General features: G+C 48.0%; 13 protein-coding genes. 12 read left to right on the top strand and 1 reads right to left on the bottom strand.

The annotated features are described in order from the left end of the window. Positions 1 to 9 precede the first annotated feature (9 nt). The 5 genes from FHS16_RS21280 (at position 10) to FHS16_RS21260 (ending at position 7,768) form a co-directional block, all read left to right on the top strand. The gene (locus tag FHS16_RS21280; protein ID WP_183567430.1) at positions 10 to 1,815 is read left to right on the top strand and encodes a sensor histidine kinase; all 1,806 of its coding nucleotides are present in this window, start codon (positions 10 to 12) and stop codon (positions 1,813 to 1,815) included. 179 nt (positions 1,816 to 1,994) lie between these two features. Beyond that, a complete protein-coding gene (locus tag FHS16_RS21275) occupies positions 1,995 to 3,659 on the top strand; it encodes a type 2 periplasmic-binding domain-containing protein (RefSeq protein ID WP_221226437.1) in 1,665 nt (554 codons plus the stop codon). A gap of 111 nt (positions 3,660 to 3,770) precedes the next feature. Next, positions 3,771 to 4,727: an ABC transporter permease gene (locus tag FHS16_RS21270; protein WP_376769692.1), complete on the top strand. Its 957-nt coding sequence runs from the start codon at positions 3,771 to 3,773 to the stop codon at positions 4,725 to 4,727. 15 nt (positions 4,728 to 4,742) lie between these two features. Then, positions 4,743 to 5,681: a carbohydrate ABC transporter permease gene (locus FHS16_RS21265; protein WP_183567421.1), complete on the top strand. Its 939-nt coding sequence runs from the start codon at positions 4,743 to 4,745 to the stop codon at positions 5,679 to 5,681. Positions 5,682 to 5,704: 23 nt separating this feature from the next. Continuing rightward, positions 5,705 to 7,768 (top strand): alpha-glucuronidase family glycosyl hydrolase, encoded by a 2,064-nt coding sequence (locus FHS16_RS21260; RefSeq protein ID WP_312891012.1) that lies wholly within the window; start codon positions 5,705 to 5,707, stop codon positions 7,766 to 7,768. A 177-nt stretch (positions 7,769 to 7,945) separates the two neighbouring features. Here FHS16_RS21260 and FHS16_RS21255 read toward each other — a convergent pair whose 3' ends face one another. Then, positions 7,946 to 8,428 (bottom strand): NUDIX hydrolase, encoded by a 483-nt coding sequence (locus tag FHS16_RS21255; protein ID WP_183567418.1) that lies wholly within the window; start codon positions 8,426 to 8,428, stop codon positions 7,946 to 7,948. A gap of 264 nt (positions 8,429 to 8,692) precedes the next feature. On the opposite strand from FHS16_RS21255, the gene FHS16_RS21250 reads away from it, so the two are divergent. The 7 genes from FHS16_RS21250 (at position 8,693) to kduD (ending at position 13,314) form a co-directional block, all read left to right on the top strand. Then, positions 8,693 to 9,109: a hypothetical protein gene (locus tag FHS16_RS21250; protein WP_183567415.1), complete on the top strand. Its 417-nt coding sequence runs from the start codon at positions 8,693 to 8,695 to the stop codon at positions 9,107 to 9,109. 37 nt (positions 9,110 to 9,146) lie between these two features. Next, positions 9,147 to 9,710 carry a hypothetical protein gene (locus FHS16_RS21245; protein WP_183567411.1) on the top strand — a complete coding sequence of 188 codons (564 nt, stop codon included), beginning with the start codon at positions 9,147 to 9,149 and terminating at the stop codon, positions 9,708 to 9,710. Positions 9,711 to 9,734: 24 nt separating this feature from the next. Beyond that, positions 9,735 to 10,286 carry a histidine phosphatase family protein gene (locus tag FHS16_RS21240; protein WP_183567409.1) on the top strand — a complete coding sequence of 184 codons (552 nt, stop codon included), beginning with the start codon at positions 9,735 to 9,737 and terminating at the stop codon, positions 10,284 to 10,286. Between the two features lie 124 nt (positions 10,287 to 10,410). Continuing rightward, positions 10,411 to 10,674 (top strand): hypothetical protein, encoded by a 264-nt coding sequence (locus tag FHS16_RS21235; RefSeq protein WP_246431888.1) that lies wholly within the window; start codon positions 10,411 to 10,413, stop codon positions 10,672 to 10,674. Between the two features lie 229 nt (positions 10,675 to 10,903). After that, positions 10,904 to 11,734, top strand: a complete 831-nt coding sequence (gene kduI, locus FHS16_RS21230) for a 5-dehydro-4-deoxy-D-glucuronate isomerase (RefSeq protein WP_183567403.1) — start codon at positions 10,904 to 10,906, stop codon at positions 11,732 to 11,734. Between the two features lie 25 nt (positions 11,735 to 11,759). After that, the gene (locus FHS16_RS21225) at positions 11,760 to 12,554 is read left to right on the top strand and encodes a DeoR/GlpR family DNA-binding transcription regulator (RefSeq protein WP_183567400.1); all 795 of its coding nucleotides are present in this window, start codon (positions 11,760 to 11,762) and stop codon (positions 12,552 to 12,554) included. A 4-nt stretch (positions 12,555 to 12,558) separates the two neighbouring features. Then, entirely contained in the window at positions 12,559 to 13,314 is a 756-nt protein-coding gene (gene kduD / locus FHS16_RS21220) for a 2-dehydro-3-deoxy-D-gluconate 5-dehydrogenase KduD (protein WP_183567397.1), read from the top strand. The last annotated feature ends 132 nt before the right edge of the window (positions 13,315 to 13,446 follow it).

Below are 13,446 nucleotides of genomic sequence, written 5' to 3'. Positions count from 1 at the left end.
CTGTCCGCTATGCATAAGGTTGTCCAGAAAAAGGGGAGTATCCATGTGAAGCTGCACTTCAATCTCAATCATGTCCGGTTGCGCAATAAGATGCTGATCGTTTACGTATTTTCCGTCTTTCTTCCGATCGTACTGACGAACGTTATTTTCTACAATGTGACGACGAATAACGTGAAAAACCAGCGAATGAAAGATATCTCGCGGGCAGTTGACCAAATCAACAACGAGTTCCGATCAGAGGTGGAGGATGCGGTTACGATCTCATCCGTGTTCTATACCGACTACAATTTAAACGAGATTTTGGAAACGGATTATAAGGAGCCGGCGGCCTATGTGGAGGCTTACGATACGTATTTCCGCAGAATACTGAACAGCTATACTCCCGTCTACACGTCCATTCAGAATATTAAAATATTTGTGGAAAACCCAACTATGCTGCACTCAGGCGGTATTGGGTTTCTTTCCGATGAAATGAAGCAAACGGATTGGTACAAGCTGCTGCAGAAAAAAAACAGCGCATACCCGATCTTTATACGCACGCAGCAGGAGGACTTTTTGAAAAGCGACGGCAATCCCGTGCGCAATACGTTCAGCATCATTCGTGAAATGAATTATTTTGAATCCAAAAACAACTGGAAAAAGTATTTGAAAATCGATTTGAAAACGAGCACGATCGAGCAGATTTTTCAAAACCAGAACCTGCAGGGCAATATCTATCTCGTGAATGACAACGGACAAATTGAATTTACGACAGATCCTGCCGTGGACTGGCGCATGGAATCGATTGATTATGATGCCATGGAATTCCCGACAGATGCGATCGCCTTCCAGGCGAACTATTCCTATGTAAGCTATTTAGAAAACTGGCGCATTATCGGCACCATTTCCGAGGAGGAGGTGCTGAAGAGCGTCCGGCAATCTAGAGAGTTCGTTATTGTGCTGGCATTTTTGAACATCTTCATCCCAACCGCCATCATTTTATGGATTACGCGTTCCTTGAATATGCGGCTGATTCAAATATTGCGCCATATGAAAAAAGTGAAAAACCAGCATTTCGATACGATTAAAGCGGGGGAATACCGGGATGAAATCGGCCAATTAACGAGCGAATTCAACCGGATGACGATACAAGTGAAGAGCTTGATTGATGACGTATACATTGCGGATATCCAGACCAAGACGCTAGAGCTCGAGCGAAGGAAGGCGCAGCTGAATGCGCTGCAAAGCCAAATTAATCCGCATTTTTTATTCAACGCGCTGGAGACGATTCGTATGCGAAGCTTGATAAAGGACGAAGCGGAAACCGCCAAGATCATTCATAACATGGCCAAAATATTCCGAACTTCCCTTACCTGGGGTAAGGATCGCGTTATGGTAAGCGAGGAAGTCGAATTCATCATCTGTTTCCTCGAAATTCAAAAATACCGGTTCGAGGATAGAATGGTATACGAAATCAATATCGACCCTTCCGCGAAAGGCTGCATGGTACCCAAAATGATGTTTCTACCGTTTGTAGAAAATGCGAGTATCCACGGCATTGAGCCGCTGAAGCATGGCGGGCTGATTCAAGTGAAAGTTGAACGAGCGGAAGAGGAGCTGATCTTCTCGATCACGGATAACGGCATCGGCATGGATGAGGAGAAAGTGCAGACGCTGTATAGGTACTTGGACAGCGAGGAGGAGCTTGGGGAGCGCATAGGCGTTCAGAATGTCATTTATCGCTTAAAGCTTATTTACGGCGACCGGTTTCAGATTCTCATTCAAAGCAGCCCGGGACAGGGGACGTTCATACAGGTTAAAGTTCCCGTTGAATGAACATGCTGCACCTGAAGGCGCCAAAGGATATATGTTTTTTTAAGTATGAACTATAGTTTAGCGGGTGAACAAAGGTTTTTAATTTTTTTATAATGAAAGTGCTTACAAAAAACAAAAGATTGGAAAGGGGCTAGAAAAAAGTGACAAAGAAATTATTATTTGTTTGTTTGGCTGCCTTCATGATTTTTACTGTAGCATGCTCGAATAACGGAAATGGCGGGGAAGCAAAGCCATCAAACAGCACGAATGACACAAATACGGCCGTGAACAGCGAGACAGAGAAACCTGTTGAGAAAGTGACCTTTACTTATTTCAACGGAGTAGCGGCGGCAAAGGATACGAATACGAACGAGACAAAGATCGGCAAGCTGCTCGAGGATCAAACTGGCGTTAACTTCAAAATTGAGCATTTGGTCGGAGATCTGAATACGAAGATCGGTACGATGATCGCATCGAATGCTTATCCCGATGTGATGATCCCTGATGCGGCGATTGATAAGATTCTCGATGCGGGAGCATTCATTGCACTCGATGAGCTTATCGAGAAATATGGTCCGAATATCAAACGCGTATACGGCCCTTACTTCAACCAAATGAAAGCAGCAGACGGTAAAATCTACTTCCTGCCTTTCTCCAATACAGTTGGGGAATACATTCCTGATCCGAATATCAACCAAGGCGCTTTCTGGGTACAGCGCCGCGTGCTGAAGGAAGCGGGCTATCCGAAAATCACGACGCTGGATGCCTATGTGGATTTGATTAAAAACTTCGTGGAGAAGCACAAAGACGAGGAACTGACAGGTATGGTTTCCTTAACGCATGACTGGCGCTTTTTCGCTACCTCCAATCCTCCGAACCATCTAGCTGGTTATCCGAATGATGGGAATGTCATTGTAGACATGACGACATTCGATGCCAAAACCTACGCGGCGGATGACAATACGAAGCGTTGGCTGTCCAAGCTGAATGAGCTTAACGCGCAAGGGCTGTTCGACAAAGCATCCTTTGTAGACAATTTTGATCAATATTTGGCGAAATTGACTTCGCATAAAGTTGTGGGCTTCTTCGATTACGGCTGGCAATTCGCGAATGCCCAGAATGCGCTTAAGGATGCAGCGAAAGCCGATCCGACGCAGGACGATTTCGTTTACTTCCCATTGCCGGTAACGTTCGACGGACAGAAGGACCAATATTTGGACCCTCCAGGCTTCGTCAAAAACCGCGGCATGGGCATTACCGTTAGCGCGAAGGATCCGGTTCGCATTATTCAATATCTCGATAATTTGCTAACGGATGAGAACCAAATTTTGCAAAAATGGGGCATCAAAGGTGAAACCTACGAGGTTGACGACAAAGGCCGCATGTTCCGTACCGCAGAGCAAATCGCTAAGATCGACGAGCCGTTCAATGAATCCTTCGGCTTTAAATACTATTCATGGAACTGGCCGCTGTATGGAGGCGGTTCATCGCTGCCTGACGGCAACTCCGCTGCACCTGGCTTGCAGCCGGAAGTATTCCAAATGAGCCTCACGGACGCAGATAAAATGATTCTTGACAAATATGGCGTGAAAACCTATTCCGAAATGTTTGCCGCGCCGGATAACCGTCCTTGGTATCCATCATGGGGCATTCCGAAGGAGCAGGGCTCCGCGCAGCAAATATGGGAAACGAAAAAAGACGAAATTACGAAGAAGTACTTCCCTAAGCTTGTGCTTGCGAAAACAGCCGACTTTGATAAAGTCTGGGCGGAATATTTGGAGGCATTCGGCAAGCTTGATACCGCAGCCTACGAGAAATGGACGACAGACGAAGTGAAGAAGCTCATCGAGGCTTCCAAACAATAGCAAACTAGAAGAGAGCGAAAGGCCGGTTTTCAGCTTAAGGAGCTGGCCTTTCTGCTGCTCTAGCCTCATTCAGTCCGGAAGGAGAGAGAATAGATGGAACATAAACCTACGATGCCAGCGTCACCTCTGATGTTGCCTAAGAAGCCGTCAGGACTGAAGCGTTTTGCGATAAAGCTTGTCGAGCAGCGTGTGCTCGTACTTATGTCTGTACCGTTTTTGGTTTGGCTGTTCATTTTTAAATACATGCCTCTTTGGGGGTGGACCATCGCCTTCCAGGATTATAAGCCAGCGAGAAGCTTCGGCGAACAGACGTGGGCGGGATTCGAGCATTTTAAGTTTCTATTCCAGGATGAGCGTTTCATTCGCGTTCTTCGCAATACGCTTGCAATGAGCGGAATCAATCTAGTTCTTGGCTTCGTAACAGCCATAACGCTTGCCTTGCTGCTTAACGAGGTACGTAAGGTAGCTTTCAAGCGAATTGTACAAACGGTCAGTTATTTGCCGCATTTCATTTCATGGGTTGTTGCGGCCAGCATTATTCAGACCACGTTATCGCCAGATGGCATTATCAATCAATTGCTGCTGTGGATGGGCTTCGTAGAGAAGGGTGAGGAAATCCTGTTTCTCGGCATTCCGGAGCAATTCTGGAATATATTCGGCGCAAGCTCCGTGTGGAAAGACGTGGGTTGGAATACGATTGTCTATTTGGCAGCCATGACGATGATCGACCCTGCGCAATACGAAGCGGCGGAGATGGACGGGGCAGGTCGGATCAAACGGATGTGGTATGTGACGCTGCCAGGTATTAAACCGGTTATTATCGTATTGCTAATTATGAATATCGGGTATTTGCTGGAGTCGGGCTTCGAGCCGCAGTATTTGCTGGGTAATGGCATGAATGTCGACTTTTCAGAGAACCTTGACATATTTGTACTGAAATACGGAATTGCACAAGGCAATTATTCGTTATCTATTGCGGCAGGCATGTTCAAAACAATCATCAGCTTCATTCTCTTATTCGCGGCCAACAATCTTGCGAAGCGAATGGGCGAGTCCAGACTATTCTAGAGGAAGGGGTGCGTCATGAATCATTCTAAAGCGGTGCCCACAAAGCCAAGCCAGATTCGTTCGTCGCACGGCGATCGTATCTTCGATATTTGCAATTATATTTTTCTCACCTTGCTGATGGTTGTAACCCTGTACCCATTCTTGAATACGGCTGCCGTATCGCTGAATAACGCGACCGATTCGATCAAAGGGGGCATCTATTTGCTTCCTCGGATGTGGACACTCGACAACTATGCCTACGTCATGAAGGAATCGACGATTTTCCATGCGACGCTTATTTCCATTCTGCGCACAGTAATTGGGACGATTGCCACCGTATTTTGCTCGGCAATGGTCGCGTATACGATTACCAGGCAAGAATTCGTGCTTCGTAAGTTCGTGACGATAGCCTTTATACTGACCATGTATTTCAACGGCGGCCTTATTCCGAACTTTCTATTAATCCGTGATTTAGGCTTGCTCGACAATTTCTGGGTCTACATCTTTCCAGGCTTGATCGGCGTGTTCAATTTAATTATCATCCGCTCCTTTATCGAAGGGCTGCCGGAGAGCATATTGGAGTCGGCAAGAATTGACGGGGCAGGCGATTTCAAAATGTTCTACAGCATCGTGCTGCCGCTGTGCGTTCCTGTGCTTGCCACCGTAGCTTTGTTCTCGGCCGTCTATCAATGGAATCAATGGTTTGACGTATTCCTCTACAACTCGTCGAACATTGATTTGAGCACATTGCAGTATGAGCTTCAGAAAATCCTGCAAAATTCCAATGCGTCCTTAACGACCAAATCTGCTGGCGATGCATTCGCCAATGCGGGCAATTCGGGGGCCAATACGGTAACGCCGTTCGCCATCCGCGCAACGATGACCATCGTAGCGTCGCTGCCGATCATTATGGTATATCCGTTCCTGCAGAAATATTTCGTAAAAGGGATGACGGTTGGCGGCGTGAAAGGATAACGCACGAGGAGGCATAAACAAACGTGAGTCTTTCCATGTATAAAGCGTGGCTGAATGTTCAGCTGATTGAAGATAAAGAAAGGAGAGAAGCATATGCTTCTCTCCTCGGGCAGGTATCGGTTGAATGCAAGCCGACCTTGGTCTTGCAAACCGCTTTAAAGGAGCTGCAGCAGGGTATTCAGGCTTTGCTAGGCATTGCAGCAAGCGTGAAGGAAGGCTCAGCGAGCAGGGCGGAAGAAGAAAACGCAGGCGGTCTCCGTATCCGCCTATGTCCCGAAGCTAACACTCAGGGAGAGCGGAGCCAGCGCGAGGATGGATTCGAGCTACAGTATATGCAAGCAGCGAACGGCAATGAGGCTATATATCTTATCGGAGGCTCCGACAAAGGCATTATGTATGGGGTATTCCATTTGCTGCGAATGGTCGCTTCCGGTAAGCGGGCAGCTGAGCTGAATACCAAGGAGTCACCCGCCAATGAGCTGCGCATGATCAATCAATGGGATAATGCTGACGGCACCATTGAGAGAGGGTATGCGGGCAGGTCTATTTTTTATGGAAACGGCCGCATTGCAAGCGACTTGGGGCGAATTCGGGATTACGCGCGGCTGCTCGCTTCCATCGGGCTGAATGCCATTTCCATCAATAATGTGAATGTGCACGAGCTGGAAACCCGGTTTATTACGGAGGAGCAGCTTCCGGAGGTAGCGCGCCTTGCCGATCTTTTCCGGGCGTACGGGATTGCGTTGTTCCTAAGCGTTAACTTTGCCGCTCCTCTGCAATTAGGCGAACGGAATACAGCTGACCCGCTTGATGCAGGGGTGCAAAGCTGGTGGAAGGATACGGCTGCCCGCATTTATTCCCATATACCCGATTTTGGAGGATTCGTAGTGAAGGCGGACTCTGAGCACCGTCCCGGTCCCTTCACATACGGGCGTGACCATGCGGATGGAGCGAACATGCTTGCTGAAGCGCTTGCCGATTATAGCGGACTCGTCATATGGAGATGCTTCGTCTATGACTGCATGCAGGATTGGCGGGATAGGAAGACGGATCGCGCACGCGCGGCGTATGATCACTTCAAACCGCTGGACGGCAGGTTTAGAAGCAATGTGCTGCTGCAAATCAAGAACGGCCCAATGGATTTCCAAGTACGGGAGCCCGTGTCTCCGTTAATTGGCGCGCTCAAGGAAACCAACCAAATGGTTGAGTTTCAAATTACGCAGGAATATACCGGCCAGCAGCGCCATCTTTGCTACCTCGTGCCGCAATGGAAGCAGGTACTGGATTTCGATTCGTATGCGCAAGGGGAAGGCTCGCAGGTCAAACGGATAGCGGACGGTTCATTATACGGCACGGCACATAGCGGAATAGCTGCCGTATCGAATATCGGGGATGAGGAGAGCTGGACCGGTCATATTCTCGCGCAGGCGAATTTTTACGGGTATGGCAGGCTAGTGTGGAATCCGGAGCTGACCGCCGAACAGATTGCGTTGGAGTGGGCAGCTGCCACATTCGGGTACAATCCAACGGTGACTACAGTAATCATCGGCATGCTGATGAAGTCGTGGGCTATATATGAAGCCTACACGGCGCCGCTTGGCGTTGGCTGGATGGTTGCGCCTAATCATCATTACGGACCAGATGTAGACGGTTATGAGTATTCTAGATGGGGAACCTATCATTTTGCGGATCGGGACGGCATCGGCGTAGATCGAACGCAAGCAAGCGGAACAGGCTATACTTCGCAGTATAGCGAGCCGAATGCGTCTCTCTATGAGAATGCGGCGACTTGCCCGGATGAGCTTCTGCTTTTTTTCCATCATGTGCCGTATACGCATATTCTCCAATCTGGAAAAACCGTCATTCAACATATTTATGATACGCATTTCGGTGGCGCGGACGAAGCCGAGCGTTTGCGTGAGCAGTGGGCTGAGTTGGAAGGCCAAATCGATGAAGCAAGCTTTGTCCACGTTGCGGAGCGGCTGGCCGAGCAAGCGGAGCATGCCAAGCATTGGCGCGACGTGATCAATACGTATTTCTTCCGCAAATCGGGTATTCCGGACGCGGACGGGCGAGTAATTTATTAGCTGTTAGATGCATCGAATACAACATGGTGAACAATCTCTATAATAAAACCGCTATGCTGTGAACTGCACCTCCAAAAGTTAGATGATGTCTAACTTTAAGGGGTCACTTCACAGGTAGCGGTTATTTTTTTGCATATCTTTCTTTGCTCTAATCTCGTTTGCGCAGATTGGGTATTCTCATAAGGTCCGATTTAGCTTAATCTCAAAATCAGGCTTGGTGATATAGTCCATATAGCAGATGCTTCCATTGAAATCCAGATAGGCCTGGTAACGGGTACGGATCGCCGGAGAAGTTATGAATGCCAGCACATCTGCCTTGTCGAACCATCCGCTTTCAGACGTTTCCTCCGAAACAGCTAGCTGTCCGCCTTCTGCCTTGCATGAAAAATCCATCATGACCTTCGTTGGAATGTCAGTCACGCCGTCATGCCACTTATAGGTTCCTGTATTCGAATAAATGCCAATTAAAAATGAAACATTAGCGTCGATTCCGCTTTCCTCTTTTATTTCCCGGATTAATGCGTCGATTACATTCTCGCCTGCTTCTACCTGTCCGCCTGGGAACACCCATCCGTCATGCTCTGTTTTCACCAGAAGAATCTGTCCGTGTTCGTTTTCTACGAAACCGCCTGCTGCTACAATATGCGTGGGCATGGGCATGCATATAACCTCCAATAACGAATAATGGGGTAGAGAAATAGAAAATCATACCAATCATATCATTTTGAATGGCATGAATGAAGCGGCAGATTGCTACACGCTCAAACGCAACCTTTACAAATTTGTAAACGTTTGTAATTATGGGGATGAAGACCTGCTCATACCGTAATCAGATTAAAAATCATATATCAGAGGAGTGGTGTTTTGAGCAGTAAAAGGAAAATAATCAGTTGCACAATTTCTATAAAATGGATTCTTCTATGCGTGATTGTCGTTACATTAAATGGCTGCGGTAAATCGGAGAAGATCGAACATATTGAGGCTTTTGCCACAGAAATGAGCGAGCAGAATGCTGAAGGCATTTTCGAGAGAACGGGCTATAAAAAGGTAAATGCCATTACCAGTGTCGTTGAAGGAGAGAAATACGTGAAGTCCGAAATCAAAAAGATTGAGGATCATTACGACATTGACGGAAACTTCATAAAATCAGAAATCACACTCAACAATTCAAGCAGGTCGGAAATGTTTATGTCCAATGATGGCGACGAGCACGTAACGAAGCTCGATAACCCTTCAACGATACTCGTTCCGGAGCTTGTCTCTGAAGAGCATCATTCGGTAGAGCTGACCGAGGAACAAAAGACCGAAGTAAAGGCGCATGTGCTATCGTTCCTAAAGTAACCATTCGAGCGGGAAGCGCAAAAAGAGGAGGAATGCGATGAAACGCCTATTTTTAATCGCTATTATGATCATGTTAACTTCCTGCGGAGCACATCATGGAGAAGGCGGGCAAGTGAATAAGATTGACGCTGAGCTAGCCCATAAGCTGGCTGAGCCGAAGCTCCATCACAAAGACGAGCTATTCGAAATGACTTTGAACATCGAGAAGACTGCCTTCGCTAAGGGCGAGCCTATCGATTATTCGGTTAGCCTGACCTACATTGGTGATCAAGACTCGATTACGATTTGGGGGCCAAGCACTTATCTTGTATTTTATTTGACAGATGGCAAGCGCATTGAAATGGAAGGCGCTAATACGACTGAGCTTCAACCGACCGTGCTGAAAAGAGGCGAAAAGCATCATTTTCCCTTCCACAAAAGCGGTGGCTATTCGCAGGACGATCCCGACGCGAGCTTTTGGAAAACCTTTTACGGGGAGAAGGAATTGCTGCTGCCAAGCGGCACCTATCTCATCGCAGCGAATACCGATTTCTCCTTGGACGAAAAGGTCGTAGACAGCTATTATCGCGGTTTTGTACATGCAACGATTACAGTGGAATAACAAGTGGAGGAGCCCGTAAAGCCTATGACGAATCTTTATTTTGTAAGACATGCGCATTCAGTCTATACGCCGGACGAATTAACTAGGCCCTTGTCGGAGCAAGGTTTGAATGATGCAAAAAAGGTAACGGAATTCCTTAAGGATCTCTCTGTCGAATATGTCATCTCCAGTCCGTACAAACGGGCAGTTCAGACCGTTGAAGGGATTGCTGCATACATAGGCGGACAGCTATTCATATTAGAGGACTTTAGGGAAAGGTTGTTATCGGGCATGCCGGTAGATGATTTTCAAGCAGCAATCGAGAGGGTATGGGATGATACGAGCTTTGCATGGGATGGCGGGGAGTCGAATGCGGCGGCTCAGAAACGTGGAGTGGAAGCGATGCTTCAGGTGCTGAGCAGCTATCCCGGCAAAAATGTCGTCATTGGAACGCACGGAAATTTGCTTGTGTTAATAATGAATGCTTTCGATCAAAGCTATGGCTTTGAGTTCTGGAAACAGCTGGCTATGCCGGATATTTACAAGCTTTCCTTCGAGGGCACTAAGCTCATGGAGGTAAAAAGAATATGGAGTTAGCTGGTGGAATAAATAAAGCAGAGAGGTGAGTGACATGCATGTTCAATCCAAAGGTCTTCTTCTATTAGTTGTATCGGAATAATGGCTGGTTGCCATAATCTAACCCGGTACGGCGGGGATGAAGATGTTCGCAAGAGAAGACATATGGGTATGGGAAGCTGAGCAAAGCGCGCAGCAGGTACGTGAGAAGAAGCACAAGAATCCAAGAGTCAGCAAAACGAAGGAATACCGGAAGGGCATAAGAAGTGTTCATTTTGGCAAAGAATGCGCAGAAGCAAGGAGAGATTATTCTCGCCTATATAGAACGAAGATGAAGCATCTCATGCGCATAGAAAAGTATGAACTTCTGCATGGATATAAGCATACTGGTGGATGGCTTACCTGGTAATCTGTATCATTCGCTTCAAATATCCAAAATCGGATGAAAAGGCGGCCTGCAGCATGGGTCGCCTTTTCATATGAAAACATCCAATCGATTCTGTTTGAAATGCTGCAAATTCCATTTCAGTACTGTTTATGTTCGTAATTGTGTGATATTATAAAAACGAACATTAACAAACGTTAGTGCGACTGGCTGCAAGCGGCTGCACAATAAAACTATAGGAGGCTTTTATCCAATGGAAGTACGCCACACAACAAACCCTACCGATGTGAAGCAATATGATACGGAACGTCTGCGCAGCGAGTTTTTGATCGAGAGCCTATTCGTACAGGATCAAATCAAGATGACATATACGCATTATGATCGCATGATCGTTGGCGGAGCAACACCTGTGAATGAGACGCTGGAGCTTGAGGATGCGGCGACGCTGAAAACGGAATATTTCTTGGAGCGCCGTGAAATCGGATTTCTGAACATTGGCGGCCCGGCTTCGATTTCCGTGGACGGCGAGGTTTACGAGCTGAGCAAGCTGGAAGTGCTTTACGTCGGGAAAGGCAAGCGACAAGTGCTGCTTTCAAGCGTAGACAAAGCGAACCCGGCCAAGTTGTACTTCTGTTCAGCGCTCGCTCACGCGGAGATCGCAACACGCAAAATGACGATGGAGGAAGCGAATCCGACTCATCTTGGCTCACAAGAAACGTCGAATGAGCGCGTGCTGTACAAATACATCCATGCAGATGGCATTCAAAGCTGTCAGTTGATGCTGGGCGTAACAAGCCTCAAAACGGGAAGCGTGTGGAATACGATGCCTTCTCATGTGCATGATCGCCGCATGGAAGCTTACCTATACTTCGATATGAACGACGACGCACGCGTATTCCATATGATGGGCGAGCCTTCGCAGACGAGACATCTGGTCGTAGCGAACGAGCAAGCGATCATTTCTCCTCCATGGTCCATCCATTCAGGCGTAGGAACGAGCAACTACACGTTCTGCTGGTCGATGGCAGGCGAGAATTATACATTTACAGACATGGACGCAGTGCCTGCAAGCGAGCTAAAATAGAAGCATTCGCTACAGGAGGTGCACCATGCTCGCTGCTGAACGGCATCGGAAAATTATAGAGAAACTAGAGCAGCTCGGCGCAGTGAAAGTATCTGAGCTGAGCGAGCAATTCGGCGTGACGGAAAAAACGGTTCGGGAAGATCTGGAGAAGCTGGAGGAGAAGGGGCTGCTCAAACGTACGCATGGCGGGGCCGTGGTAGAGCAAGAGGGCGAGGACAGCCTCTATCCGCTCCAATTTCCTAACAGCAAGCACCAGCAGGAGAAGTCTGCGATTGCGGCGCTAGCCCTCTCTTGCATCGAGGAGAATGATATCATAGCGCTTGATGCGGGAAGCACGACGCTGGAGATGGCCAAGAAGCTCCCGAATATGCCCGTAACCGTGCTGACGAATGACCTGCTTATTATCCGCGAACTGACCTTGAAGGAACAGGTGAGATTGGTCATTCCCGGCGGCTACCGTCACAACAATCTGCTGATCGGAGCGGAGTCACAGGAATGGATTAAAAGGCTGAATGTTCATAAGCTGTTTCTTTCGACGACAGGCATTCATCTGGAATATGGCTTGACGATATTTACAGAGGAATTGTCCAAGCTGAAGAAGCTGTACATGGACAATGCTAAGACCGTTTATTGCCTGGCTGACCATAGCAAATTCGATAAAGGCGCCTTGATTACATTTGCTGGCCTAGGCGAGATTGATTGCATCATCACAGATGAGGGGATCTCGCCCGAAGTTGCAGCCAAATATGAGGCTCTTCCGATACAAATGATGAAGGCGCAGCTTCCAGAGAGCGGAAAGCGTGCAAAAGGGAGGACATGAACCGATGGGTTTGTTTGATTTGAGCGGAAAAACGGCAGTCGTTACGGGAGCGGGACGCGGCCTCGGAGCAGCTATCGCACTTGGATTAGCGGAGGCAGGCGCTGACGTAGCGCTTGTTACTAACAGCACGCCTGCCGACAAAGCGGCGGATGCGATTAGAGCTTTGGGACGGAAAGCGATTACGATCCAAGCGGATATTTCTGACCGTACCAAACTGGCCGGCATTATTGAGCGGACAGTGGACGAGCTGGGTAGAATCGATATTCTAGTGAATAATGCTGGCATTATTCGCCGGACGCCAGCCGCCGAGCACAGCTATGAGGATTGGCAGGCGGTACTTGACGTCAATTTAAATTCGGTATTTGTATTATCACAGCTTGCAGGGAAAAAAATGATCGAGCAAGGCTCCGGCAAAATCATTAATATCGCTTCGATGCTGACCTATCAAGGCGGCATTAACGTGCCTGGCTATACGTCAAGCAAGCATGCGGTAGCAGGGCTGACCAAGGCGCTTGCGAGCGAGTGGGCGAGCAAAGGCTTGCAGGTTAACGCAATTGCCCCAGGCTACATGAGCACGGATAACACCGAAGCGCTTCGCGAAGACCCGGTTCGCAGCGTTCAAATCCTGCAGCGTATTCCGGCTGGACGCTGGGGCACTTCTGAGGATTTAATCGGTCCAGCAGTATTTCTAGCGTCAGCGGCATCCGATTATATGAACGGACATATTCTCGCGGTGGATGGCGGTTGGCTGGTAAGATAAACTAAGCGTGTTAATAATAAGGCTCTCCCTGTACGGCTATAGCTGTATGGGTGAGGGCCTTGTTTTATCGAGCAATATCGCAGCCTGTATTGAAAACGAACGGAAATGGCAATTCGAACGGCTTCTCGCATT

Source organism: Paenibacillus endophyticus, assembly GCF_014192395.1.
Taxonomy (GTDB): Bacteria; Bacillota; Bacilli; order Paenibacillales; family Paenibacillaceae; genus Pristimantibacillus; species Pristimantibacillus endophyticus.
Note: the sequence above shows the minus strand (reverse complement) of the source record. Positions and strands in the feature narration are given on the sequence as shown.

Excerpts from the sequence above, each read along its gene's own strand:
- FHS16_RS21235 (WP_246431888.1), top strand. The coding sequence starts at position 10,411 with ATGTTCGCAAGAGAAGACATATGGGTATGGGAAGCTGAGCAAAGCGCG.
- FHS16_RS21265 (WP_183567421.1), top strand. The coding sequence starts at position 4,743 with ATGAATCATTCTAAAGCGGTGCCCACAAAGCCAAGCCAGATTCGTTCG.
- kduD (WP_183567397.1), top strand. The coding sequence starts at position 12,559 with ATGGGTTTGTTTGATTTGAGCGGAAAAACGGCAGTCGTTACGGGAGCG.
- FHS16_RS21225 (WP_183567400.1), top strand. The coding sequence starts at position 11,760 with ATGCTCGCTGCTGAACGGCATCGGAAAATTATAGAGAAACTAGAGCAG.
- kduI (WP_183567403.1), top strand. The coding sequence starts at position 10,904 with ATGGAAGTACGCCACACAACAAACCCTACCGATGTGAAGCAATATGAT.
- FHS16_RS21255 (WP_183567418.1), bottom strand. The coding sequence starts at position 8,428 with ATGCCCATGCCCACGCATATTGTAGCAGCAGGCGGTTTCGTAGAAAAC.
- FHS16_RS21240 (WP_183567409.1), top strand. The coding sequence starts at position 9,735 with ATGACGAATCTTTATTTTGTAAGACATGCGCATTCAGTCTATACGCCG.
- FHS16_RS21245 (WP_183567411.1), top strand. The coding sequence starts at position 9,147 with ATGAAACGCCTATTTTTAATCGCTATTATGATCATGTTAACTTCCTGC.
- FHS16_RS21270 (WP_376769692.1), top strand. The coding sequence starts at position 3,771 with ATGCCAGCGTCACCTCTGATGTTGCCTAAGAAGCCGTCAGGACTGAAG.
- FHS16_RS21275 (WP_221226437.1), top strand. The coding sequence starts at position 1,995 with ATGATTTTTACTGTAGCATGCTCGAATAACGGAAATGGCGGGGAAGCA.
- FHS16_RS21280 (WP_183567430.1), top strand. The coding sequence starts at position 10 with ATGCATAAGGTTGTCCAGAAAAAGGGGAGTATCCATGTGAAGCTGCAC.